The sequence below is a fragment of the Natronobacterium haloterrestre genome, assembly GCF_900112205.1.
Classification (GTDB): Archaea; Halobacteriota; Halobacteria; order Halobacteriales; family Natrialbaceae; genus Natronobacterium; species Natronobacterium haloterrestre.
This window is the reverse complement of sequence record NZ_FOKW01000007.1, coordinates 233,801-257,063: the sequence shown is the minus strand read 5'-3', so window position 1 is coordinate 257,063 and position 23,263 is coordinate 233,801. Positions and strand designations below refer to the sequence as shown.

Below are 23,263 nucleotides of genomic sequence, written 5' to 3'. Positions count from 1 at the left end.
TCGACCGGCGATCGCCTCGCCGGAAGGCAGTCAGTCCTCGCCGGACTCGTAGTTCTCGCCGGCCGCCTCGGGCAGTCTGGTCTTGCCGACGAAGACCAGGACGATGATCACCGTCACGTACGGGATCGTCCGGATCAGCTCCGTCGGCACGGCGTAGCCGGCCGCCTGGAGCCGGACCTGGATCGCGTCGAGGCCGGCAAAGAGGAACGAGCCCGCAAGCGCGCCGATCGGGTGGTAGTTCGCGAACAGGTAGGTCGCGATGGCGATGAACCCTCGCCCGCCGATGTCGGTCTCGCCGCCGCCGGCGAACGTGCCCAGCTGGCCGAGCGCGAAGCCGGCCCCGCCGAGCCCGGCGAACACGCCCGAGAGGAGGACCGCCGCGTAGCGGACCTTCCGGACGTCGACGCCGGCGGTGTCCAGCGCCTTCGGGTTCTCGCCGCTCGCGACGACCCACCGGCCGAAGCTCGTCCGCGAGAGCAGGTACCAGCCGAGGACGGCCGAGATCAGCATGATCCAGACCTGCGGCGGGGTGTCGAACAGCAGGTAGCCCACGAGCGGGAGCTCGGAGAGCACCGGTACCGTCACGTTGTCGAACGTCCCGACGGTGGCCGTGTTGGGGCTCTCGAAGACGATCCGCGAGACGAACGGCGCGAGCCCGAGCGCGATCAGCCAGACCGCCAGGCCGGCGATGATCTGGTCGGCCTTGAACTCGATGCAGACGACCGCGAACACGAGCGCGAACAGCGTGCTCACGAGCACGCCCGCGAGCAGCCCCCACCAGTGGTGAGAGATCAGCAGCGTGGATTCGCCGGAGCCGAGCCGGAACGTGACCACGACGCCGGTAAACGCCGAGACGATCAGCAGCCCCTCGATACCGATGTTGATGACCCCGCTTTTCTCGGCGAAGATGCCGCCGATGGCCGCCAGCGCGATCGGGACCGCCAGCCGCAGCGTCGCCGTGTGCGTGCTCGGACTGGCGAGCGCGAGGAAGAGGACGGTCGCGACCAGCCCGCCGCCGACGACTGCCTGCATGTAGCCCGATTCGGGGATCGGCAGTCGATCACGCATCGGCATCACCTCCGTCGTCGCTTCCGGCTTCCCCGCCGTCCGCTCGAGCGGGCCGCTCCCGCTCGACGCCGACGTACCGCGAGCCGATCATCCGGAAGAACTCCGGCATCGCCACGAAGAGGATGATGAGCCCGCTGAGCACGCCGACCAGTTCCGGCGGCACGTCCGTCGCGGTACCGATCGACCGGCTCCCGCTCTGGAGGATGCCAAACAGGAACGCCGCGGCGCCGACCCCGAGCGGGTTGTTCCCCGCCAGGATCGAGACGGCGATCCCGTCGAACCCGAGTTCCGGTACGTTCTCGAGCCAGCGCCCGTGGACCATCAGCACCCAGAAGGCGCCGCCGATCCCGCCGAGCGCGCCCGAGAGCGTCATGCTCGAGACGACCATGCGCTTGTCGTCGACGCCGCCGTAGGCGGCGGCCTCGGGCTGGACGCCGCTTGTCCGGAGTTCGTACCCGAACGAGGTGCGGGCGAGCAGCCAGGCGACGCCGACCATGAGCGCGACCGCGAAGGCAAACGCTAGCAGCGAGAAGTCCATCCGGCCCCCGAAGCCGACGTACGGGATGGTCGGAATCTCGGCGTACTCCGGCACGGGCTGAGTCTGGGGATTGCTGCTGTTGGGGTCCTGGAACTGCCAGGACAGCAGCGTCGAGGTGACCCCGACCGCGACGAAGTTGAGCATGATCGTCGTGATCACCTCGTTCGCGTCGGCGTAAGCTTTCAGCGCGCCGGGAATCGCCCCGAACAGGCCGCCGAAGATCGCGCCGACGAGGACGCCAATCGGAATGAGGACGATCGTCCCGACGAGCCCGCCGGGGACGATCGCCGCCGCGTAGACGACGCTGACGGCCGTCGCGAGCCCACCGACGACTAACTGTCCCTGCGTCCCGATGTTGAACAGTCCCGCGCGGAAGGCCACGGCGACCGACAGCCCCGTGAAGATCAGCAGCGTCGTCTGCTGGAGCGTCGTCGCCAGGCTGTAGTTCATCGGCGACCAGCCGCCCTGAAGCGGGTGGCCCATCGCGCCGAGGAACAGCTCGTAGTAGACCTGGACCGGGTTGTAACAGAACGTCCAGCCGGCCAGTTCGAGCCCCGTTCGGCACGAGGCGAACCCGCCGGAGACGAACACGAGGACGGCGCCGACGAGGATCGAGGCGAACAGCGCGGCGACGCTGACCGCGATCCGTTCGACGGCCGAGGCGCGAACGAGTCGCTCGAGCAGCCGTTCGACCCGGTCCCTCATGCCGAATCACCCGTAGGTTCGTCGCGTCCGTCGCCCCCACGGCCTCCGGAAGCGCCGGACCCGTCGCCGCGGAAGCTCGCATCCGCGTCGGCGTTCTCCGACGGGCGCTGGCCCGCCATCAGCAGTCCCAGTTCCTCCTCGGTGAGATCGTCGGGATCGGTCACGTCCATGAACTCGCCCTCGTAGATAACTCCCAGTCGGTCCGAGAGGCTCCGCACCTCGTCGAGTTTGGAGGAGACGAGCAGGATGGCGACCCCCTCCTGGCGGAGTTCGAGCAGTCGGTCGTGGATGAACTCCGTCGAACCGATGTCGACCCCTCGAGTGGGGTGAGTCGCGACCACGAGGTCGGGATCGCGTTCGAACTCGCGGCCGACGATGAACTTCTGCTGGTTGCCGCCCGACAGCGACACCGCGTCGGCATCCGGGTTGGGCGGCCGCACGTCGTAGGTTTCGATGATCTCTTCGGAGTGATCGCGGACGGCGTTCCAGTCGATCCGCCCGGAGTTGGCGAACTCCTCGGAGCGCTGACTGCCGAGCACGCCGTTCTCGACGAGATCGAACGGCATGACCAGTCCCTGTTTGTGGCGATCCTCGGGAACGTACGCCATCCCGGCGTCGATCCGCTCGCGGCGGGACCAGTCAGTCACGTCCTCGCCGTCGAAGGTGATCGTCCCCTCGTCGGGGGTCCGGAGTCCGGTGATGGCTTCGATCAGTTCCCCCTGGCCGTTGCCGTCGACGCCCGCGATGCCGAAGATCTCGCCGCTCCGGATCTCGAGATCGATCCCGGAGACGACCTCGACGTCGCGTTCGTCTTCGACGACGACGTCGTCCGCCGACAGGACCACGTCGCCCGTCTCGCAGGGGTCGGCCTCGGCTTCCAGCAGCACCTCGCGGCCGACCATGTACTCGGCGAGTTCGTCCTGGGTCGTCCCCTCGGGGTCGACCGTGCCGACGGATTTCCCGTCCCGGAGGACCGTGATCTCGTCGGCCGCGTGGGTCGCCTCGCCGAGTTTGTGCGTGATGAAGATGATCGTCTTCCCCTGGGCCGTAAGCTCCTCGAGGACGTCGTACAGCCCCTCGACCTCCTGGGGCGTGAGGACGGCCGTCGGCTCGTCGAGGATGAGCACGTCCGCCCCGCGGTACAGCGCCTTGAGGATCTCGACGCGTTGCTGTGCGCCGACGCTGAGGTCGGCGACCGTCGCTCCCGGATCGACGTCGAACCCGTACCGGTCGCAGAGGTCACGGATCTCGCGGTTGATCCGTTTGCGGTCGACCGCGAGTCCGAACCACTTCCGGGGTTCGTTGCCGAGCGCGATGTTCTCCGCGACGGTCATCGTGTCGACCAGCATGAAGTGCTGGTGGATCATCCCGATCCCCGCGTCGATGGCGTCCCGCGGGGAGTCGAAGGAGCGTTCCTCGCCGTCGACGACGACCCGCCCCCCTTCGGGCTGATAGAGCCCGTAGAGGACGTTCATCAGCGTCGTCTTCCCTGCCCCGTTCTCCCCGAGTAACGCGTGGACGGACCCCCGTTCGACGCGGAGGTCGACGTCGTCGTTGGCAACGACGCCCGGGAACCGCTTCGTGATCCCGTCGAGGTGGACGGCCAGATCGGCCGTCCGCCTCGAGCCGGGATCGGTGCCCCCTCGAGCGGCTTCCCCTTCCTCGGTAGTGGTGCCTGTGCCGGAGTCGGTCATGCGATTACAGTTCCTGTGGGACGTCGATCTCGCCGTCGATGATCGCCTGCCTGGACTCGTCGAGTGCGCCCTTGACGTCGTCGGGGATCTCGTCCCCGATCGTGTCACCGTAGACTGCCCTGACGCCCTCTTCCTCGAGGCCGAGGCGTTCGGTTTCCCCGCCCTCGAACTCGTCGTTGACGACGGATTCGACCGCGGAGTAGACCGCGGTGTCGACCTGCTTGACCATGCTCGCGAGGATGACGTCAGCGTAGTCGGGTTCGGTCAGCGACTGGTCGGCGTCGACGCCGATCGCGAACCGACCCTCGGACTGTGCGGCCTGGAGCACGCCGACGCCGGTTCGGCCCGCCGCGTGGAAGACGATGTCGGCGTCCTGGTCCTGGTACATCGACAGCGCGGCCTCCTGACCGCCGGCGGTGTCGTTGAAGTCGCCGACGTAGGAGGTGACGACCTCCGCGTCCTCGTTCGCGTACTCGACGCCGGCTTTGAATCCGGCCTCGAACGACTCGATCAGCGGCGATTCGACGCCGCCGACGAACCCGACCGTGTTCGCGTCGGGGTTCGTCTCGCTTTCGGCCGCGGCGAACTCCATGTCCGTCAGCAGTCCAGCGAGGTGACCGACCTGGAACGACCCCTCCGGCTCGCCGAAGATGTAGCTTCGGACGTTGTCCACTTCGAGGACCTCGTCGATGATGATGAAGTCCTGTTCGGGGTAGGCATCCGCGTTCTCCTCGAGCGCATCGAGCTGTGCGAAGCCGATACAGGAGACGAGGTCGTAGTCGCCGGACTCGGCGAAGTCCCGCTGTGCACCGGTGAACTCGCCTTCCGTCTCCGGCTCACGTTCGTCGAACGCGATGTCGAAGTCGTCCTCGGCGTCCAACAGCCCCTGCTGGGCCATGTCGTTGAACGAGTTGTCGCCGAGGCCGCCGGTTGCGTACACCATGCCGATCCGTGCTTCGGAATCGCCGCCGTCGTCGCCGAATCCACCGACGCAGCCAGCCAGCCCCGCGAGCCCAGCGGCACCAGCACCTGTCAAGAACGTCCGCCTGTTTCGTGGCATTAGACACGGCTAGTGAGGAGACAGGGTTTATAGCCGTCGGAATCGACGGACGTCCTCACGCGAACCGGCGCGTGGGCTCTCGGAACACCGATTTACTACGAGCGAAGGAACGGATCGTCGCTCGAGCGGTTAGCTCCGGTCGGCGACGGTCGCCTCGACGACCTCACGAGCGTCCCCGATCAGGGTATCGACGTCGTCGCTCTCGGCGTAGATGCGTACGTACGGCTCCGTCCCGCTGGGCCGGACGAGCACCCAGAACGCGTCCTCGAACGTGAGGCGGACCCCGTAGTCGGTGTCGACGGCGGCTTCGGGGAACGCGGCCGGCAGTTCGGACTCGAGGCCGGCCATGACGTCGGCTTTGGCGTCGTCGGGGCAGTCGACGCTGACCTTCCGGTAGGGGCGTTCGGTGACGGGTTCGCGCAGCCGATCGGTGTCGCCGGCCTCGGCGACGAGTGCGGAGACGGCCGCGGCGCTGGCGACGCCGTCGATCCAGCCGCCGAAGGCGGTGTGGATGTGCTTCCAGGGTTCGGCCGCGAAGACGACTTCGGTGTCCGCGTCGCCGGCGCGGCGTTCGCGGGCGATTCCCTCGTGGAGCGCGCCCAGTCGGACGCGTTCGACGCGACCGCCGGCCTCCCGGACCTGCTCGTCGATCCGTGCGGAGGCGTTCGGCGTCGTGACCACGACCGGATCGTCGGCGTCGCTCTCGGCCGCGTAGTGTGCCGCCACGACCGCGAGGACGGTATCCTCGTGGATCACGTCGCCGTCTGGGCCGAGGACCACGAGGCGGTCGGCGTCGCCGTCGTGGGCGAGTCCCAGGTCGAACGCGGAGCCGTCCTCGCGCGCGGCCGAAAGAAAGGTCGAGAAGTCCGAGAGCGTCTCCGGCGTCGGCTTGCTCTCGCGGGCCGGGAAGTGGCCGTCGACGCTTGCGTTGACCGCGACGACCTCCGCGCCCAGTCGCTCGAGCACCTGCGGCGTCGCCACCGAGGCCATGCCGTTGCCACAGTCGACGGCAACGGAGAGTCCTTCGAGAGGTGCTCCATCGGCGTCGCCGAACCGCGCGGCGACGTAGTCGGCGACCGCGTCGCGGTAGTCGTCGAGGACCTCGACCCGTTCGGAATCGCCCCACTGCTCCCAGGAAGCGAGAGGGGCACCCTCGGCGACCCCGTCTTCGATCCCGCGTTCGGCCTCTCGGTCGTACTCGACGCCGTCGGCGAACAGTTTGATCCCGTTGTCCGTCGGCGGGTTGTGACTCGCGGTAATCATCGCGCCGCGGCGGCCCTGCGAGGCGAACGCCAGCGCGGGCGTCGGCACCTGGCCGAGGCGGTAGACGTCGGCTCCGGCGCTCTCGAGGCCGGCCTCCATCGCGGCGGCCAGCGCCGCACCGGTTTCGCGGCCGTCACGGCCGACGACGAACGTTTCTCCCGGCCGGCCCGCGGCCTGGCCGACCTCGAGCGCGAGCGCGGGCGTGATCTCTTCGACCGGGCCGCGGATCCCGGCTGTCCCGAACAGTGACATGGCCGTCCCTTTCCGGAGGACGCACTTATACTATCTGAGACGGACTCGCGGGTCGTCCTCGGCGGGGTCGACGAGAAAGAGAGACAGGACTGGGATCGGGATCGGAACCGCAGGCCGTGAACGGACACTGCGTTTCGAACCGGGCGGACGACGGAACGGGCGTTACGACCCGTCGGGCATTTCGTCGATCAGGACGACCGCTTCGCCGTCAATGACGGTCGCATCGTCGTCCTCGTCGCGGATGACCGTCTCGAGGCGGTACTGGTCGTTGCCAAGCGCTTCGACGATTTCGACGCGCGCGGAGACGCGGTCGCCGATCCCGACCGGACCGCTGAACTCGAGGTCCTGGGAAAGGTAGATCGTCAGCCCCGGAAGGCGCGCGAGCGCGGCGCTGATGAGCCCGGAGACGAGCGTCCCGTGAACGATTCGCTCGCCGAACCGGGTGCCGGCGGCGAACTCGTCGTCGAGGTGGAGTCGGTTGGTGTCGCCGCTGATCGTCGCGAACGCGCGAACGTCCTCGTCGGTCAGGGACTTCTCGAACGTGACGGTATCCCCGACGGAGATCTCGTCGCGGTCGTCGACCGTGCGGTCGAACTCCCAGTCGAGGTCGGAGTGATCGACCGATGGGATCGACGCGGGGACGGTTTCGTCACCCGAGCGGCCGCTCGAGGGCGACGCGGACGCCGACGAACGCTGGTCGTCGGTCGTGGGCATCATCGCCGATACTGCCGCCCGGTTTGCAGCGGTCGCACTCTGGAAGAAGCTCTGCGTCATCGTCGTCCAGGCGTCCGTCACGGCGGCGAAATCGGGTGTCCCGGAGTTCTGGTGAGACATCTACGACCGAACTAGGGTGGGGGAGGTTATCACTTCTTTGGCTCATCCAATCGGTTTTTACTATCCCTCGGATGCCGTAAGATCTGGTTACACCCCGTTTCGATGTGTGGGAATCGGAAGCATGAGGGAATCGAGAGCGTCGGTCACCGTCGGTATCGTCCCGACCGACCCATCTGATGCCATCAAATGGTATCTAGTGGAAACGCTTATTAGCGACGCCGTCGTTGGTACGGGTGATGACGGACGACTCCGACCGCTCGCCGTGGTTTCCGCCCGCGATGTTCACCCAGGGAATGCAGGAAGCCGGCGAGCAGGTTGCTCAGTCCCAGCAGGAGATGATGAAGCAGTTGCTGGAGGCGACCTCCGCGTCGTCGAACCCCTTCGAGGAACTGTCGGCGTTCGGGCCGATGAACATGGGGACGGCGACGTTCAAGGCTCGCGTCCAGAGCGGCGGTCGGATCAGCATTCCCGGCCCCGAACGGGAAGCCCTCGACATCGAAGAGGGCGATATCGTCCAGACGATCGTCGTGCCGGTCAAACGCGACCGGGACGATGACGACGAGTAACGTCGCGATCCCGTTACCCACCCGACACACGGCAGACCCCGAATCCGATCACACCCGACACACCACGACACCACACCAACCATGACCCAGAACCCACTCACCGCCGTCTTCGACGCACAGCGCACCGCCCTCGAACAATCCCAGCGTTTCGCCCACGACGCCCTCGAGGCCCAGAAGACCTCGATGAGCGCGATGGCCGACGCCCTCGAGACCTCCGAATCGCTGGCCGAGTCCAACGCCGAGTTTACTCGCAGCGCGCTCCACGCGTACTTCGACGCGCTCGAGTCCACGATGCCCGAGGAGGCCGCCGAGTTCGACGACATGCGCGACCTCGTCGACGAGGGCGTCGACTCCGCGACGGAAGCCCAGATGCAGTCGATGGAGGCCATGATCGAGGCGGTCCACGAGTCCGAGGACGCCTACGACGAGTTCGCCGACAACTACGCCGAGATGATCGACACGTCCTTCGACACCGCGCTCGAGGCCCACGAGCAGATGGAACGCAACGTCTCGGCCGTCGCCGAGAACGTCGAGGAGACCGCCGACGAGTTCGACGTGTCGGCCTGACGCCGGGGCCAGACTTTTTACACTACTTACACAATTTTCGCCAATGTCGGACTCACAACCTCCCCAGGCGGGGAACTGGAACGCGTTCGTCGAACAGTGGAACGAACAGTTCCTCGAGGCGCTCGAGGACAACATGGAGGCCCAGGCCCAGTTCGTCGAGAGCTGGTCGGACGCGGTCGGCGAGATGAGCGAGGAAGAGGAGATCTCGGACGGCGTCGAGGGGTACGCGCGGGCCTACGAGTCCTGGATGGGGGCCTCCGAGCAGATGGTCGAGCGGATGAACGACGTGCTCGAGGGCGAGGACGTCGACGTCGAGGAGTTCCGCGACATCTGGCTCAACACGGCCAACGAGGCGTTCAAGGAGGTCATGTCGACGACCGCCTTCGCGAAGATGACCGGCGAGACCGTCGGCGACGTCCTCGAACTCCAGCAGCAGGCCGACGAGGCCTCCCAGGAGACGCTGCGGTCGCTCGGTTTCGCGACCGAGGAGGACGTCGTCGAGGTCGGCGACCGACTCGTCGAACTCGAGCGCCGCCAGCACGACGTCGAGCGGAAACTCGACCGCGTACTCGAGCACCTCGAGCACCTCGAGCACCTCGAGGGAAGCGAGACGGAGGGCGATAGCGAGCAATGAACAACCCGTACGCAACCGCACTGGACTTCCAGCGGAAAGCCTGGGAAGCGACGGCCGACCTGGCCGAGAAGAGCCAGGTCGCGCCCGAGCGGACCGAGACCCTCGAGAACGTCGACGTCGGGAAGACGCCCAGCGAGGTCGTCTACGAGGAGAACAAGCTCGAACTGCTCCACTACGAGTCCCGGACCGACGAGCAGTACGACGTCCCGATCCTCATCGTCTACGCGCTGATCAACAAGCCGTACATCCTCGACCTGCAGCCGGACCGCTCGGTCGTCCAGACGCTGCTCGAGGCCGGGTTCGACGTCTACCTGATCGACTGGGGCGAGCCCTCGAAGCTCGATCGCTCCCTCGGACTCGAGGACTACGTCGACCGGTACATCGACAACTGCGTCGACGTCGTCCGCGACCGCTCCGGCCAGGACGCGATCAACGTCCTCGGCTACTGTATGGGCGGGACGATGTCCGCGATGTACACCGCCCTCCACCCCGAGAAGGTCCGTAACCTCGGGCTGATGGCCGCCGGGCTCTGTTTCGCCGGCGACGGCGGCGTCCTCGAACTGTGGGGTGCCGAGGACTACTACGACCCCGAGAAGGTCACGGAGACGTTCGACAACGTCCCCGCGGAGTTCCTGGACGTCGGGTTCGCGCTGATGGACCCCGTCGCGAACAACGTGACGAAGTACGTCCGGTTCTACGACAACGTCGAGGACGAGGACTTCGTCGAGAACTTCGCCCGGATGGAACGGTGGCTCTCGGAGGGGATCGACGTCGCGGGCCGGGCCTACGAGCAGTTCATCGAGGACATCTACCAGGAGAACAAGCTGATCGACAACGAACTCCACCTGGACGGGAAACACGTCGACATCGAGAACATCGACGTGCCGGTCCTCCAGATCGTCGCGGAGTACGACCACCTCATCCCGCCGGGGGCCTCGAAGCCGTTCAACGAGGCCATCCCGGCCGAGGACACCGAGATCATGGAGTTCGCGACGGGCCACATCGGCATGTCGGTCTCCTCGCGGAGCCACGACGAACTCTGGCCGGACGTCTGCGAGTGGTTCGAGGAGCGATCCCGGGTCGACGAAGACCTCGAGGCGGAAGCCGAGACCGTCACCCGATCGGACGAGGAGATCGAGGCCCGCGGCGAAGACGACGTTCAGGAAACGCCCGCGGAGCCGGGCGAAATGACGGTCGACGAGGAGGTCGTCGACGAGGTCACCGAGGGCGACGGCGGGGAAACCGCCCTCGAGGCCGAACCCGACGATCTCACGGAACTGAACGGCGTTGGACAGGCTTACGCCGAGGACCTCTCGGCGGCCGGCATCGAGACGTTCGACGACCTCGCGGACGCGGACGCCGCGGAACTCGCCGCCGAGACGGGAATCTCGCCGAGCCGAATCGAGAACTGGATCGACCAGGCTGCCGAACGGTAAGGCTCGCCCGCCCCCCGACGCTCGTCTTGTTAGTTCATTCCACATGTCGTTATTTATCAGTGGCCGTAGAACATGTCACCGAACATGTCTATGGAGGGACGAACCTGCGTCATAACGGGCTCAGCGCGCGGTATCGGTCGGGGGATCGCGGAACGTCTCGGCAGCGAGGGTGCGAGCGTGGTCATCAACTACCGGTCCTCAGAGGAAGCGGCCCGGGAGGCGGTCGACGCCGTCGAGACTGCCGGCGGGTCGGCGGTCGCCGCCCAGGCCGACGTCTCGGACCGCGAGGACGTCGAGCGGCTGCGCGAGATCTGTCACGAGGCGTTCGGCCCGGCGGACGTGCTGGTGAACAACGCGGGCATCACGGCCGACAAGCAGTTTACCGAGATGAGCCGCGAGGAGTGGGATCGCGTCATGGACGTCAACCTCGGCGGGATGTTCAACTGCACTCAGGAGTTCTACGACGACATCTGGAACGCCGAGGAGGGCCGGCTGATCAACATCTCGAGCGTCGTCGGCAAACAGGGGAACTTCGGGCAGGCGAACTACGCCACCGCAAAGAGCGGCATGTTCGGGTTCACGCGAACGATCGCGCTCGAGTTCGCCCAGGGCGGGTCGACGGCCAACTGCGTCGCACCCGGGTTCACGCGGACGGACATGGTCGAGAGCGTCCCCGACGAAGTCCTCGACCGGATCGTCTCGGGGATTCCGCTCGAGCGGCTGGCGGAGGTCGAGGACATCGCCTCTGTCGTCCGGTTCCTCGCGAGCGAGGAGTCGTCGTACGTGACGGGCGAAGTGATCGACGTCAACGGCGGGATGGACCTCTAAGGTCGCTCGTTGCGGGTCCGATTCACAGCAGCGCCGAGCCGGGTTCGTACGCACCCGCAGCTAAAATATATTTTAGCTAACAGTTAATCCGGCGGGGCCGCTCGTACGGTGTATGCGACGAACAACCGACGATCGGTTCCGTCCCGGACGCGAGCCGGAATCGATCAGTCCTGCGACTGACGGGTTTCAGGCCCCTCTCGGGGAAGGAACGGCGGACGACTCGAGTAGAATCGTCGAAACTGGCACGACGACAGTCGGCGTCGTCGGACCGAACGGTGTCGTTCTCGCCGCCGACAGGCGAGCGAGCCTGGGTGGTCGCTTCGTAACCAGCAAACGGGCTCGAAAGATCGAGCCTGTCGCCGACCGGACGGCCCTCACGTTCTCGGGCAGCGTCGGCGAGGCCCAGACGTTCGTCCGACAGCTTCGGTCCGAGCGACGACTGTACGAACTGCGCGGCGAGCGGGCCGCGTCGGTCGAGACGATAGCGACGGTCGCCGGCGACCTGATTCAGCAGGGGCCATACCGCGCGCTCGAGCTCGTGCTCGCGGGCGTCGACGACGAGCCGTCGCTGTACCAGATCGGTCGCGGTGGCGGGGTCATGCGTGCGGACTACGCGGCGAGCGGAAGCGGGATGCAACTGGCCTATGGCAACCTCGAGGACGCCTACGAGCCCGACCTCCCGCTGTCGGCGCTCCGGGAAGCTGCGGCCGTTGCGGTCCACAGCGCGACCGAGCGGGACACTGCGAGCGGCGACGGCGCGACCCTCGCGACGATCACGGACGACGGCATCGACCTCGAGACGTTCGACACCCCGAACGCAGCGGTCGCCGCGACGACCGAGGAGGTGGCCTGAGATGGACTCGACCGCCCACCAGGGAGCCTACGACCGCGGGAGCACGATTTTCTCGCCGGACGGCCGGCTCTACCAGGTCGAGTACGCACGGGAGGCCGTCGACCGGGGTGCGCCGAGCGTCGGCGTCGTCGCCGACGACTGCACTGTCCTCGCGGCACGAAAACGCGTCCGGTCGCCGCTGCTCGAGCCGACATCGGTCGAGAAAGTCCACGCCGTCGACGACCAGCTCGCAATCGCGTCCGCGGGACACGCGGCCGACGCCAGACAGCTCGTCGACGTCGCCCGTCGGGCGAGCCAGCACCACCGGCTGCGATACGACGAACAGATCGGCGTCGAAACGCTGGCGAAGCGGCTGGCCGATCACGTCCAGGAACGCACACAGAACGGCGGGTCACGGCCGTACGGGGCTGCGCTGCTGGTCGGCGGGGCCGATCCCATTGGTGGGGCAACTCGACCGCGGCTGTTCGAGGTCGACCCGAGCGGAACGCCGTACGGCTGGAACGCGACTGCGGTCGGCGACGGGGCAAACGACGTCAGGCGGTTCTTCGAAGCGCAGTTCGCCGATGGGGACGAGGACCGAGACCGAGACCGGGACCGGGACGGGAGCGGACGCCGGTGGGCGATCGAGACCGCACTCGAGGGACTCGAGGCGACGACCGGTGACGACCTCGAACCCGAAACGCTGGAAGTCCGAACGATCGACTCCCGCGACGGCGTCGAGGCGCTTTCCTCGGCCCGCATCGGGGACGCCCTCGCCGAAATCGGCTCGTAGCGACCGTCACTCGTCGGCCGACGAACGCTGTACGTCGACGACCGATGCGTGCTCGTCGACGTAGAGCGCGAGCACGTCCCCCTCGAGTTCGGCGACGACGCGAACGGCGAGTGGCTCCTCCGAGAGGATCGTCTCGGCCCACTCGTGGCCGACGTTCCAGATCGGCCGCTCCGAGACGTCTTCACCGTGTTCGTGATAGAAGGAGACGATGGCTGGATGATCGAGAACGGCGAGCGTCACGGGACACCGCAACTCGATGCCGCAACTGTGACACGAGAACTCCACCTGGACGTGCTCGGCGTACTCCGTGGGGAGTTCGTCGGCGACGGCGGCCCTCGGGGTTACGAGCCGTCCGGAGACGTCGCCGCTACAGTCGGGACAGACCCCGTCGGCGGCGAGTCCGAGTCGGTGGCGATGATATCGGTCGAACGCGGCGGGGAACTCGTCGCCGTGGGCCTCGGCGCCTGCAGGCGGGACGCCGAGTCGCAACAGCGATCGGCCACAGTCGCCACAGGTAATCGTCACGACGTTGTCGGCCGACCGGGCCTCGAGGTCCCGCCGATCACAGAACGGGCAGGGGCCCTCGAGTTCGACCGGCGGTTGATCGACGCGGTGGGTGTACGTTCCCGTCGCGATGGTCCTTGCAATCCGTTCGCCGGCGTAGGTTAGCTCGTAGCCGTCGTCGTGTCGGTGGAGGTAGAGGCCGACGAGTTGCTCGAGGTGGTAGGCGAACCCGGCGGAGGTATCGACGTCCGATGCCTCGAACAGCGTCGAGAACGAGACCCGGGACGGGCCGTCGCCGTCGGTCCGCTCGAGCATCGTATCCAGGATACTCATCCGGATCTCGTTGCCGAGGGCCTGGAACGCGTCGCTCGGGTCGGACACGCGTTCCGCCCCCGCCGGTTCCGCGGCCGGCGGAGCGATCGAGGGACTCGAGTCCGTCCCGCCGTCCCGGGATCCGATCGACGGCTCGTCGACCTCGTCCATAGAGACGCTTTGTCACGGACGGAGAAGTAAGTTCTCAAACTGACGATCGTAATCCGCGGTCGTCGTGGGCCGAGGCCGGCGGCTACGGCGTCCGTTTCTCCTTCTCGAGCACCCGGACGTTCTCGATGCCCGTCTCGGGGTACTGTCCGTCCTCGTCCTTCTCGACTGCCTTGACCATGTCCCAGACGACGTTCAGCCCGGTCGTGACGCCCTCGAGAGCTTCCATCTCGCAGCCGGTCTTGCCGGTCGTCTCGACGGCGATCTCGCACTCGACGCGGTCCTCGCCCAGTGAAAAGTCGGTGTCGACGTTCGTGATCGGGATCTGGTGGCACATGGGGATCGTCTCCCAGGTGTGCTTGACGGCCTGGACGGCGCCGATCCGGGCGGTCGCGAGCACGTCGCCCTTGCCGATCTCGTCCTCGCGGATGGCTTCGACCGTCGAGGGCTGCAGGCGGATCTCGCCCGCCGCGACGGCACGGCGCTCGCTGTCGGGTTTGTCCCCGACGTCGACCATCTGGACGTCGCCGTCGTCGGTCGTGTGGGTGAGGTCCCCCGTCTCCGCGTTGTCGTCGGCGTCGGCGTCGGTCTCCTCAGACATTCGCACCACCCCACAGGACCGCGGGAATCTCCCCGAGCAGTTCGGAGGCGAGGAACCCGCGTCCGTCGGCGTCGGCGAGCCGTTCCCCGGCGAGGCCGTTGACGTGGGCTCCCGCCGCGGCGGCCTCGAGCGGGTCCGCCTCCTCGAGCAGCGCGGCGACGATTCCGGCGAGCGTGTCGCCGGTGCCGCCGACCTTCATGCCGACCGTCCCCGAGCGGCTGATCCGGGTCCGCTCGCCGTCCGTGATCACGTCGTCTGCCCCTTTCGCGAGGAGGACGTGGCCGAGGTCCGCGGCGAACGACTCGATCTCGTCGGCGACCGCCCGGAGGTCGTCGGCGTCCGGTCCGCCCATCCGCGCGAGCTCGGCCCGGTTGGGCGTACAGACCAGCGTGGCGTCGGTCTCGACGTCGGGAACGACCTCGAGCGCGTCGGCGTCGACGACCACACGGCCGTCGTAGGACTCGAGGAAACGCGCGGCGGCCTCGAGGGTCTCGTCGGCGGTGCCGAGCCCGGGGCCGAGCACGACGGGGTTGTCGTACCGTCGGGCCGTCTCGAGGAGGTCCTCGGCCCGCTCGGGCGTGAGCACGTCCTCCTCGTAGGGCTGGACGATGAGGTCCTCGGCGTAGCCCTGGATCTCGCCGGCGACCGACTCGGGTGCGGCGACGAAGGAGAGTTCGGCGCCGGCCCGCAGGGCTGCCTGGGCGGCGAGCGCGGGTGCGCCCGTGTACGGCCCCCCGCCGATGACGTAGGGGCGACCGTCGCGGCCGTCCGGCCGAGCCAGCGAGAGGTCGCCGGGGCCGACGAACCGCTCCGCCGCGGCGGGGATGCCGATGTCCGCGACCGTCACCTCGGCGGCGAGGTCCTCGAGGCCGGGTTTGGCGTCGTGGAAGGTGACCACGCGGTCCGCCTCGACGCGGTTCCCGGCGTGGTCGCCCCCGTCGGCGTCGAACCCGGTGGGGACGTCGACGGCCACGACGGTCGCGTCGGCGTCGTTGATCGCCTCGGCGGCGGTGGCGACCGGTTCCCGGAGGTCGCCGCTGATCCCCGTTCCGAGCATCGCGTCGACGATCACGTCGGCCTCGGGCAGGTCGAACCCGCTCGAGTCCCGGACCTCCCGGACGTCGTAGTCGGCCCGCTCGAGGGCCGCCCAGTTCTCCCGGGCGATCCCGGTCCCGATGTTGTCGGCGCGGCCGAGCAACAGCGTCGTGACGTCGTACCCACGCCCGAGACGCGATGCGTCTCGGCCTGCTTCCGGACGTAGACCGGCACCGTCCAAGAAGCGGGCGGCGACGAACGCGTCCCCGCCGTTGTTCCCGCGTCCGGCGACGATCGCCACGCTCGCGCCCGGCTCGGCGACGTCCCGGACCGCGCGAGCGACCGCGTTCCCGCTCGACTCCATGAGCTGCTTGCGCGCCACGCCAAGCGCCGCGGCGTTCTCGTCGACGGCGGCCATCCGCCTGCCTGTGATCATGTAGGGGGGTTCGACCGGCCGGCCGTTCAAGATTGCGGACGATACGCTCATGGCCCGGGAGCGGCTAGAGCCGGCGTGAACGTCTTCTGGCTCGACGAGGAACCCCGGCTCGCCGCGCGGTACCACTGCGACCAGCACGTCAACAAGATGCTGCTCGAGGCAGCCCAGGTCCTCTGTACCGCGGCCCGCGAGCACGGGTACGACCCGGAGTTCCTCTACGGGTCGACCCACGTCGGCCACCCGGTGACGCGCTGGGCCGCCGAGTCGCGGGCCAACTGGCTCCGGCTTCGCGAGCACGCCGCGGCGCTCAACGCGGAGTTCGTCGAGCGATACGGGAAGGACGACGACCACGCGAGCTGGCGGGTGATCGAGCGGATCGAGCCCGACGAGATCGAATTCCCTGCCGAGGAGCCGACGCCACGGCCGCAGGCGATGCCCGACGAGTACAAACGGCCCGGCGATCCGGTGGCGGCCTACCGGGCCTACTACGCCGGCGAAAAGGCCGAGTGGGCCGAGTGGAACTACACCGAGGAGCCGCCGTGGCTCGAGGAGTATCGGGAGTCGGTCGCCGACGCGAGCAGCCAGGGTTAGTACCGGATCTCGAACCCGTCCTCGCCCTGTGGCTCCTCGTACTCGACCTCGACGTCCTCGACCTCCGCGGCGGGGCTGCCCGTGTGACACCACTGGACCATCCCCTCGACGGCCTCCTCTGGCCCCTCGAAGACCGCCTCCACGCGGCCGTCGGCGAGGTTCTTCACCCAGCCGTCGACGCCCTTCTCGCGGGCGGTGTCGCGAGTGTTCGCGCGGTAGTAGACGCCCTGTACGGTCCCCGAAACGAAGACGTGCGCGCGGGTGCGTTCGGACATCGTGTATCGTGTTCGGGGAATCGACCGCGAGTGTCAAAAATCCCGCCCGTTACGGATCGGAACCGGGCGACAACGCAAGGTGCCTCGAGTCCGTACCGCCAGCAGTGACCGGAACCGGAACTGGGACCGTCCGCCGCCGGGACGGCATCCACTTCGACCGCGGGGAGCGGGGTCGCGTCGTCGCCGACGCCAGAAGCGCCGTCGGCGCGGTCAACGTCGTCAGCCACGCCCACGCCGACCACACCTTTCGATCGGCACCCGAGGCCGTCGTCTGCTCGGCCGAAACGGCGGCGATCGCGGAGGCGCGCACGGGGACCGGCTTCGAGTTCGTCGAGACCGCGCCGGGGGTCGAACTCGTCCCGGCGGGCCACGTCGTCGGCTCGAGAGCGGCGCTCCTCGATGTCGATCTCGGCCGCGAGTCAGCGAACGGACCGCGGCGGTACTGCTACACGGGCGACTTCTCGATCCGCGACCGGTGCTACCTCGAGGGGTTCGATCCCGACGCCGTCGACGCCGACGCGCTCGTGATGGAGACGACCTACGGACGGCCGACGTACCGGTTCCCGCCACAGGACGCCCTCGAGGCCGAGATCCTGGACTGGCTCGCGGACAACGACGACCGCCCGCTCTTTCTCTTCGGCTACTCGCTGGGTCGCGCCCAGAAGCTCCAGTGGCTCGCCCGCGAGGCGCTCGAGGGACGGGGCGGCGACCGTGAGATCCTCGTCTCGGCGTCGATCCGCGAGGTCAACCGCGCTATCGAGTTCGCGACCGACCTCTCCTTTCCCGGCCGGCCGTACGACTCCCTGCGGGACCTGACCGACGAGATCGTCGTCCTCCCCTCGAACCAGGCGCGAGCGGACTGGGTCGAGACCGCGGCCGACCGCGAGGACGCCCTGGAGGCCGGCTTCTCCGGCTGGGCTGTCGACGACTCCTTCCGGTACCGGGGCGGCTACGACGCGACCTTCCCGCTGACCGACCACTGCGACTACGACGAACTGCTCGAGACGGTGCAGGCGATCGACCCCGAGGTCGTCTACACCCACCACGGATTCGCCGAGGAGTTCGCGGACACAGTCGCCACCGAGTACGGCTACCGGGCGCGGCCGCTGAAACGCGACCAGCGAACGCTGGGGGAGTTCCGCTGATGGGTGTTCTCGACCGACTCGAGGACGAGTTCGTCGACCTCTCGACGAGCCGCGCGACCGTCCGCGAGCTGTTCGAACTCGCGTTCGGATCGGTCCTGTTCGTCCTCTTCGCCGGCGGGCTCGCGTACTACCTCCTCGGGCGCACCGCCGCGCTGGCTGTCGTCGCGGTCCTCGCGGTGGTTTTCGCGGTTACGATCGTCTCGCAGGCCTACTGGGCACTGACGGGTCGTACCGACTACGAGGACTGATCCTCAGGCGCTCACTCCCCGGTTCGCAGGTGATGGAAGACGTACGTCTGGGCGTATCCCGCGTACTCGCCGCCGAACCGTTCGCGGATCGCCCGCGACGTGGCGGCGTAGGACCCCCGATCGCACTCCGGGTAGTAGTCCTCGATCGCCGACCTGATCCAGGTGTCGAGCGGCACGGCCTCGTCGAACCCGAGCGAGAACAGAAGCACGCAGTCGGCCACCTTGTCGCCGACGCCGACGAACCGGCCGAGGTAGTCCCGCGCCGCCTCGTACTCGAGGTCGCGCGCGTCCTCCGGGTGGGCCTCGCCCTCGGCGACCATCTCCGCCGTACGGACGACGTACGGCGCGCGGTAGCCGAGGCCTAACTCGCGGAGTTCGTCCTCGGTCGCGGCCGCGAGCCGTTCGGGCGTCGGGAACGCGTGATAGGTCCGGCCGTCGAACTCGACCGGATCGCCGTACTCCCGGGCCAGCGCCGACACCATCGAGTGGATGCGGCTCACGCGCATCTGGGCCGAGCAAATAAACGAGATCAGACAGCCGAAGGCCGAATCGGCGACCAGCCGCAACCCGCGGTGGGCCTCGTAGGCGTCGGTCAGCAGCGGATCGTCGGGTGCGGCGGCGACGATCGACTCGAGGTCGTCGTCGAGCCGCAGGAGTCGGCGGACGGTCGCCTCGGCGTCGTCGGCCGTCGACTCCCACTCGAGGCGACCGTCACGGGTTCGGACGCGGATCACGTCCGGCTCCGACCCGCTCGAGGCGTCGTCGACGACGGTGTAGTACCAGGCGTCGCCGGGCCGCTCCCCGGCGTACATTCCGCCGTCTTCGCGCCGCCAGAGGTAGCTCTGTCCGCTCTCGAGCGTCAGGTAGAGATCGAGGCCGCCGGAGAGGTCCGCAAGCGGGATCGTTCCGGTTTCCATTCGTGGGGTGCTTCGAGGGCGGCGGCTTGGACCTTTCGAAGCCGAGCGAAAGCGGGTCGAGCGCGGTTTCGCCCGCTCACAGTGGGGTCGAAAATGGGAGACGGGGATGGGAAGTCGGAGACACGCTCGAGGCTGATGCCCGCCTCGCCCACGAAAATGGGGGGTCGAGGCGAACCTTGATACTGTAGGCGACACAATGTCTAGGTATGAACTGCAGGGTTGTCGTCGAAGCTGCCGTGCCGGTATTCGACGTTGAGACGGAAGACGAGGCGATTCGCATCGCCATCTCGAAGACGGGAGAGATGTTGAACCCTGACTTGAACTACGTCGAGATCAACATGGGCGAACGGACCTCCCCATCCGGGGAGGAACTGCCGCCCGCGTTCATCGCGGCCGACGAGGCACTGGTCGCACTCGAGCTCGAGATGACCGTCTTCAACGTCGAGCGCGAGGAACACGCCTCGCGCATCGCACGCAAGGAGATCGGCCAACGGCTCGAGAACATTCCACTCGAGGTCACGGAAGTCGAGGTACTGGAAGAGGAAGAAATCGAAGACGAAACGGAAACTGAAACTGAAACCGAAGCGGAACCGGAGTCCGAAACCGAGGACGAGGAGTCGGAGTCCGGGGGATCCGACGAGGCCGACGACGCCGGTAATGCGGACGAGGAAGACGACGAAGTCCTCCCGGAGTTCGAAGACCTGGTCGAATAACCGGCCGTCTCCGGGACTCGAGCATCGACTCGTCGACACGAGAGCGACGACCGATACCCGCGACCTTCGGACCGCCTTCTCCTGCAGCGGACTCCCCGTCTCGCCGAAGGATTCGCGTCGGGTGATTTCCCTGTTGACAGTGCAGTGGTGCCCCCACCATCGAGACCCGACGAAATAACAACTGGTTACCGGGTGCACTATCGGACGTTTCGTTTTCAACCAGTAGTAGAGAGCGAAACAGCGGTGACAGTCTCGCCAGTTATGGGTTTGTTAGGACCGCAGGATACGTCGGGATACTCAGTCGGCAGTAGCGGCGACGGCTTCCTGTTCGTCCTCGCGCATGTTGGTCGTGATTCCGCTGGCGAGGGCGAAAACAGCAGCTTTGTGGTCAGTCTTCGATTTGTGAATCGATGTCGGTCGAATACCGAGGGATTCGTACTCGTCGAGGTCGATCTCACAGTCCTCCCACTCTGCACACTGGTTGGATACTTCGGCGAGAAGACCGTGAAGGTGGATGAGTTCCTGCTTCTTCATAACCATGCTCTCCTATCCACTGCAGGGTTATATTATTATCTTGAGTCGCGTTACCATACGACCCGTATGAGCGGTCGAGACTATCGTTTTCGCTAACCCTTCGAAGAGGGTCTCTAACGAATCGAAACTCGTGGAAGAAACGGCTATACTCGACCAACGGTAGGGTAAGGATCGATTTATCGTTCCCTTCCGGTCGGAAGTCCAGTGTTTCCCCGGGCTCGGACGAGCGAAGCCGGGCCACCCCTCGAGGCATTCGAATCGAAGCGGTTACTTTGCCGGCGCCCGTAGGCCGCGCCCTTCGGTCGGCGTTCGAGTATGCTCGACCCCGGTTTCAGGCGTCAAAATCGCACTGGAAAAGAAGTCAACCGAGTTGCTTCAGCGTCTGGAGGTCACGATCGGTCCGCATGAACTCGGCCATCCGCCGAGATGCGTGACAGTTCGGGCAGTGAAACATCGCCGTGGACTCCGGAAGTTCGCCGGGCGCGGTCTGCCAATCTTTCGCACATTCCGGACACAACAGTTGCACTGTCGTTTCATCCATGTTATGGAGTTACACACCAGGCGTGAAAAACTTTGTCGCACTCGTACGCAGGGAAAATCGCATCCTACAACTCCGACGTCACCGCATCGACCCGACTACAACGGCACCGAACCGACGTCTCCCCCTTAGGCCGGGGCGGCCGTGTCCGAGGCCTCGAGAAGCTCCTTGTATCGGTTGCGGATGGTCACTTCCGAGATGCTGGCGACTTCGCTGACCTCGTTCTGGGTGACCTTCTCGTTGGTCAGCAGGGCGGCAGCGTAGACGCCGGCGGCCGCGAGGCCGACGGGCGACTTGCCGCTGTGGACGCCCTCCTTGCGGGCCGAGTCGAGGAGTTCGCGGGCCATGCGCTCGGTCTCGTCCGAGAGGTCGAGATCGCTGACGAACCGCGGTACGTAGCTCTCGGGGTCGGCCGGCTGAACCTCGAGGCCGAGTTCCCGGATGACGTAGCGGTACGTCCGGGTCAGTTCCATCTTGTCGACGCGGCTGACCGCCGAGATCTCGTCGAGGCTGCGCGGGGTGCCGGCCTGGCGGGCGGCGGCGTACAGCGACGCCGTCGCGACGCCCTCGATCGAACGGCCCGGCAGGAGGTCCTCCTCGAGGGCGCGGCGGTAGATCACCGACGCGGTCTCGCGGACGTTCTCCGGGAGGCCGAGCGCCGAGGCCATGCGGTCGATCTCGCCGAGTGCCTGCTTGAGGTTGCGCTCCTTCGAGTCGCGGGTTCGGAACCGCTCGTTCCAGGTGCGCAGGCGCTGCATCTTCTGGCGCTGGCGGCTCGAGAGGGCCTTCCCGTAGGCGTCTTTGTCCTGCCAGCCGATGTTCGTCGACAGGCCCTGGTCGTGCATCATGTTCGTCGTCGGGGCGCCGACGCGGCTCTTCTCGTCCTTCTCGGCGGCGTCGAACGCGCGCCATTCGGGGCCACGGTCGATCTCGTCCTCTTCGACGACGAGCCCACAGTCCGCACAGACCGTTTCGGCGTGCTCGGCGTCCGATACGAGGCGGCCGCCACACTCGGGGCAGTGCTCTTGCTCCTCGGCTCGCTCCTGCCGTTCCGTTTCCTCACTCTCCTTCTCTCGTTCGTTGGTATAGGTTCGGATGTTCGTCATGATGTATTGGGTCGGTTACTCGGGGCTCCCGGGTGGGGTAACCAGAAGAAACCCGGTCGCCTCGGCTAACATAGGGTAAGGCCGTAACGCATATAAAGCTTTCGCCTTCTTTATAAAACAACCGGGATTGCTATTATATATGTTCCGGTTATATGTCTATTAATCATTGACGATCCCTGGGCCGCGAGTCCGGTCGCAGCGAAGCCAACGCTTTTCGGAACCTCGGTAGAACCGACCTCCATGAGCGTTCGCTTCGGCGCAGTAACAGTCGACTGGTTCGGCCACGCGGCCGTCCGTCTCGAGGGACGGACCGGCGCTGTCATCTACATCGATCCAGGTCCGGAACGGTACGGCGTGCTCGAGGGACAAGAGCCCCGGGACGGCGACCTGATCCTGGTCTCGCACGGGCACCACTACGATCCCGACTCGATCCGTCGAGTCGCACACGAGGACGCGATCGTCGTCGTCCACGAGTCCGTCGACGCGGCGGCGATCGACGGGGTCGAGACCCAACCCGAACGCCTCCCGTACGACGTCGAACGCGTCCGCGCGGACGAATCGTTCGTCCTGGGCCCGCTCGACCTGTACACGACGCCGGCGTACAACGATCCGGCGGGCCCCCACACCGACGACGAGGGGACGCCGTACCACCCGGAGGGTGAAGGATGTGGCTTCGGCGTCACGGTCGACGGCGTCACGGCGTTCTGGCCAGGCGACACCGACGTTCTGCCGTTCCACGATGAGGTGGCCGCCGACCTCCTGCTCCCGCCGATCGGCGGCACGGTCACAATGGATCGCCACGAAGCGGCGGACTTCGCCGAGCGCGTCGAACCGGACCTCGTGGTACCGGTCCACTACGACACCGACGCCGAGACCGAGGCCGACGAGGAGGCGTTCGTCCTCGACCTCGCGAAGCGCGGCGTCCCGGTCGTTCTCGACACCCCCTGAGCAGGGAGTGATGAACACACCTGTACACTCGAGGGCAAATCCGCGGATATAAGTAACGTGTCACAAATTACCGCATAGAACCCATGCGGTATTCCAACATTCGTACAAAGCGTAACGCGTTG

The 23,263-nt window shown here is 66.9% G+C and carries 26 protein-coding genes; 12 read left to right on the top strand and 14 right to left on the bottom strand.

Going from position 1 to position 23,263, the window contains the following annotated elements; translation table 11 throughout:
* Window positions 1-30 precede the first annotated feature (30 nt).
* The 6 genes from BM113_RS14890 to BM113_RS14865 form a co-directional block, all read right to left on the bottom strand.
* Window positions 31-1,032 (bottom strand): ABC transporter permease, encoded by a 1,002-nt coding sequence (locus BM113_RS14890; protein WP_245758070.1) that lies wholly within the window; start codon window positions 1,030-1,032, stop codon window positions 31-33.
* 28 nt (window positions 1,033-1,060) lie between these two features.
* Complete coding sequence (locus BM113_RS14885) at window positions 1,061-2,311, bottom strand: ABC transporter permease (RefSeq protein ID WP_089788842.1); 1,251 nt, start codon at window positions 2,309-2,311, stop codon at window positions 1,061-1,063.
* A complete protein-coding gene (locus tag BM113_RS14880) occupies window positions 2,308-4,005 on the bottom strand; it encodes an ABC transporter ATP-binding protein (RefSeq protein WP_089788841.1) in 1,698 nt (565 codons plus the stop codon). The genes BM113_RS14885 and BM113_RS14880 overlap by 4 nt, the downstream gene beginning before the upstream one ends.
* Before the next feature lie 4 nt (window positions 4,006-4,009).
* Window positions 4,010-5,065 carry a BMP family lipoprotein gene (locus BM113_RS14875; protein WP_089788840.1) on the bottom strand — a complete coding sequence of 352 codons (1,056 nt, stop codon included), beginning with the start codon at window positions 5,063-5,065 and terminating at the stop codon, window positions 4,010-4,012.
* Window positions 5,066-5,194: 129 nt separating this feature from the next.
* Complete coding sequence (locus tag BM113_RS14870) at window positions 5,195-6,580, bottom strand: phosphohexomutase domain-containing protein (protein ID WP_089788839.1); 1,386 nt, start codon at window positions 6,578-6,580, stop codon at window positions 5,195-5,197.
* 162 nt (window positions 6,581-6,742) lie between these two features.
* Window positions 6,743-7,414: a MaoC family dehydratase gene (locus BM113_RS14865; RefSeq protein ID WP_089788838.1), complete on the bottom strand. Its 672-nt coding sequence runs from the start codon at window positions 7,412-7,414 to the stop codon at window positions 6,743-6,745.
* 236 nt (window positions 7,415-7,650) lie between these two features.
* Between BM113_RS14865 and BM113_RS14860 the strand changes: the two genes are divergently transcribed.
* From BM113_RS14860 to BM113_RS14830, 7 genes are all read left to right on the top strand, one after another.
* Window positions 7,651-7,980 (top strand): AbrB/MazE/SpoVT family DNA-binding domain-containing protein, encoded by a 330-nt coding sequence (locus BM113_RS14860; protein WP_007141692.1) that lies wholly within the window; start codon window positions 7,651-7,653, stop codon window positions 7,978-7,980.
* Window positions 7,981-8,061: 81 nt separating this feature from the next.
* The gene (locus tag BM113_RS14855; protein WP_089788837.1) at window positions 8,062-8,547 is read left to right on the top strand and encodes a hypothetical protein; all 486 of its coding nucleotides are present in this window, start codon (window positions 8,062-8,064) and stop codon (window positions 8,545-8,547) included.
* 43 nt (window positions 8,548-8,590) lie between these two features.
* On the top strand, window positions 8,591-9,181 hold the full coding sequence (locus BM113_RS14850; protein ID WP_089788836.1) for a poly(R)-hydroxyalkanoic acid synthase subunit PhaE: 591 nt from the start codon (window positions 8,591-8,593) through the stop codon (window positions 9,179-9,181).
* Complete coding sequence (gene phaC, locus BM113_RS14845) at window positions 9,178-10,617, top strand: class III poly(R)-hydroxyalkanoic acid synthase subunit PhaC (protein WP_089788835.1); 1,440 nt, start codon at window positions 9,178-9,180, stop codon at window positions 10,615-10,617. The genes BM113_RS14850 and phaC overlap by 4 nt, the downstream gene beginning before the upstream one ends.
* An 84-nt stretch (window positions 10,618-10,701) precedes the next feature.
* Complete coding sequence (locus tag BM113_RS14840) at window positions 10,702-11,445, top strand: beta-ketoacyl-ACP reductase (RefSeq protein ID WP_089788834.1); 744 nt, start codon at window positions 10,702-10,704, stop codon at window positions 11,443-11,445.
* Window positions 11,446-11,557: 112 nt separating this feature from the next.
* The gene (locus BM113_RS14835) at window positions 11,558-12,298 is read left to right on the top strand and encodes an Ntn hydrolase family protein (RefSeq protein ID WP_177209183.1); all 741 of its coding nucleotides are present in this window, start codon (window positions 11,558-11,560) and stop codon (window positions 12,296-12,298) included.
* A gap of 1 nt (window position 12,299) precedes the next feature.
* Window positions 12,300-13,070, top strand: coding sequence for an archaeal proteasome endopeptidase complex subunit alpha (locus BM113_RS14830; RefSeq protein WP_089788833.1), 771 nt, complete (start codon window positions 12,300-12,302; stop codon window positions 13,068-13,070).
* Between the two features lie 6 nt (window positions 13,071-13,076).
* Here the strand turns inward: BM113_RS14830 and BM113_RS14825 are convergent, their stop codons facing one another.
* The 3 genes from BM113_RS14825 to BM113_RS14815 all read right to left on the bottom strand — a co-directional run bounded on the left by BM113_RS14825 (window position 13,077) and on the right by BM113_RS14815 (window position 16,126).
* Entirely contained in the window at window positions 13,077-14,057 is a 981-nt protein-coding gene (locus BM113_RS14825; RefSeq protein WP_089788832.1) for a DUF7351 domain-containing protein, read from the bottom strand.
* A gap of 82 nt (window positions 14,058-14,139) precedes the next feature.
* Window positions 14,140-14,655 carry a cyclic pyranopterin monophosphate synthase MoaC gene (moaC, locus tag BM113_RS14820; RefSeq protein ID WP_177209182.1) on the bottom strand — a complete coding sequence of 172 codons (516 nt, stop codon included), beginning with the start codon at window positions 14,653-14,655 and terminating at the stop codon, window positions 14,140-14,142.
* Entirely contained in the window at window positions 14,648-16,126 is a 1,479-nt protein-coding gene (locus BM113_RS14815) for an NAD(P)H-hydrate dehydratase (RefSeq protein WP_177209185.1), read from the bottom strand. Before BM113_RS14815 ends, moaC begins: the two co-directional genes overlap by 8 nt.
* A 75-nt stretch (window positions 16,127-16,201) precedes the next feature.
* On the opposite strand from BM113_RS14815, the gene BM113_RS14810 reads away from it, so the two are divergent.
* A complete protein-coding gene (locus tag BM113_RS14810; protein ID WP_089788829.1) occupies window positions 16,202-16,717 on the top strand; it encodes a hypothetical protein in 516 nt (171 codons plus the stop codon).
* Here the strand turns inward: BM113_RS14810 and BM113_RS14805 are convergent.
* Window positions 16,714-16,992: an acylphosphatase gene (locus tag BM113_RS14805; RefSeq protein WP_089788828.1), complete on the bottom strand. Its 279-nt coding sequence runs from the start codon at window positions 16,990-16,992 to the stop codon at window positions 16,714-16,716. The two genes, BM113_RS14810 and BM113_RS14805, sit on opposite strands and share 4 nt — an antisense overlap.
* 104 nt (window positions 16,993-17,096) lie before the next feature.
* Here BM113_RS14805 and BM113_RS14800 point away from each other — a divergent pair, with 104 nt between their 5' ends.
* Both BM113_RS14800 and BM113_RS14795 read left to right on the top strand, forming a co-directional pair.
* On the top strand, window positions 17,097-18,137 hold the full coding sequence (locus BM113_RS14800) for an MBL fold metallo-hydrolase (RefSeq protein WP_089788827.1): 1,041 nt from the start codon (window positions 17,097-17,099) through the stop codon (window positions 18,135-18,137).
* The gene (locus BM113_RS14795; RefSeq protein ID WP_089788826.1) at window positions 18,137-18,385 is read left to right on the top strand and encodes a hypothetical protein; all 249 of its coding nucleotides are present in this window, start codon (window positions 18,137-18,139) and stop codon (window positions 18,383-18,385) included. Before BM113_RS14800 ends, BM113_RS14795 begins: the two co-directional genes overlap by 1 nt.
* Before the next feature lie 11 nt (window positions 18,386-18,396).
* On the opposite strand, the gene BM113_RS14790 is transcribed toward BM113_RS14795, so the two are convergent.
* Window positions 18,397-19,302 (bottom strand): DNA-3-methyladenine glycosylase family protein, encoded by a 906-nt coding sequence (locus BM113_RS14790; RefSeq protein ID WP_089788825.1) that lies wholly within the window; start codon window positions 19,300-19,302, stop codon window positions 18,397-18,399.
* A 206-nt stretch (window positions 19,303-19,508) separates the two neighbouring features.
* Here BM113_RS14790 and BM113_RS14785 point away from each other — a divergent pair, with 206 nt between their 5' ends.
* Window positions 19,509-20,015: a DUF555 domain-containing protein gene (locus BM113_RS14785; RefSeq protein ID WP_089788824.1), complete on the top strand. Its 507-nt coding sequence runs from the start codon at window positions 19,509-19,511 to the stop codon at window positions 20,013-20,015.
* A 297-nt stretch (window positions 20,016-20,312) separates the two neighbouring features.
* On the opposite strand, the gene BM113_RS14780 is transcribed toward BM113_RS14785, so the two are convergent.
* The 3 genes from BM113_RS14780 to BM113_RS14770 form a co-directional block, all read right to left on the bottom strand.
* Window positions 20,313-20,549, bottom strand: a complete 237-nt coding sequence (locus BM113_RS14780; protein ID WP_007141708.1) for a UPF0058 family protein — start codon at window positions 20,547-20,549, stop codon at window positions 20,313-20,315.
* Window positions 20,550-20,910: 361 nt separating this feature from the next.
* Window positions 20,911-21,090, bottom strand: coding sequence for a DUF7836 family putative zinc-binding protein (locus BM113_RS14775; protein WP_029601642.1), 180 nt, complete (start codon window positions 21,088-21,090; stop codon window positions 20,911-20,913).
* 125 nt (window positions 21,091-21,215) lie between these two features.
* The gene (locus tag BM113_RS14770; RefSeq protein WP_089788823.1) at window positions 21,216-22,193 is read right to left on the bottom strand and encodes a transcription initiation factor IIB; all 978 of its coding nucleotides are present in this window, start codon (window positions 22,191-22,193) and stop codon (window positions 21,216-21,218) included.
* Between the two features lie 240 nt (window positions 22,194-22,433).
* Between BM113_RS14770 and BM113_RS14765 the strand changes: the two genes are divergently transcribed.
* A complete protein-coding gene (locus BM113_RS14765) occupies window positions 22,434-23,141 on the top strand; it encodes an MBL fold metallo-hydrolase (protein WP_089788822.1) in 708 nt (235 codons plus the stop codon).
* The last annotated feature ends 122 nt before the right edge of the window (window positions 23,142-23,263 follow it).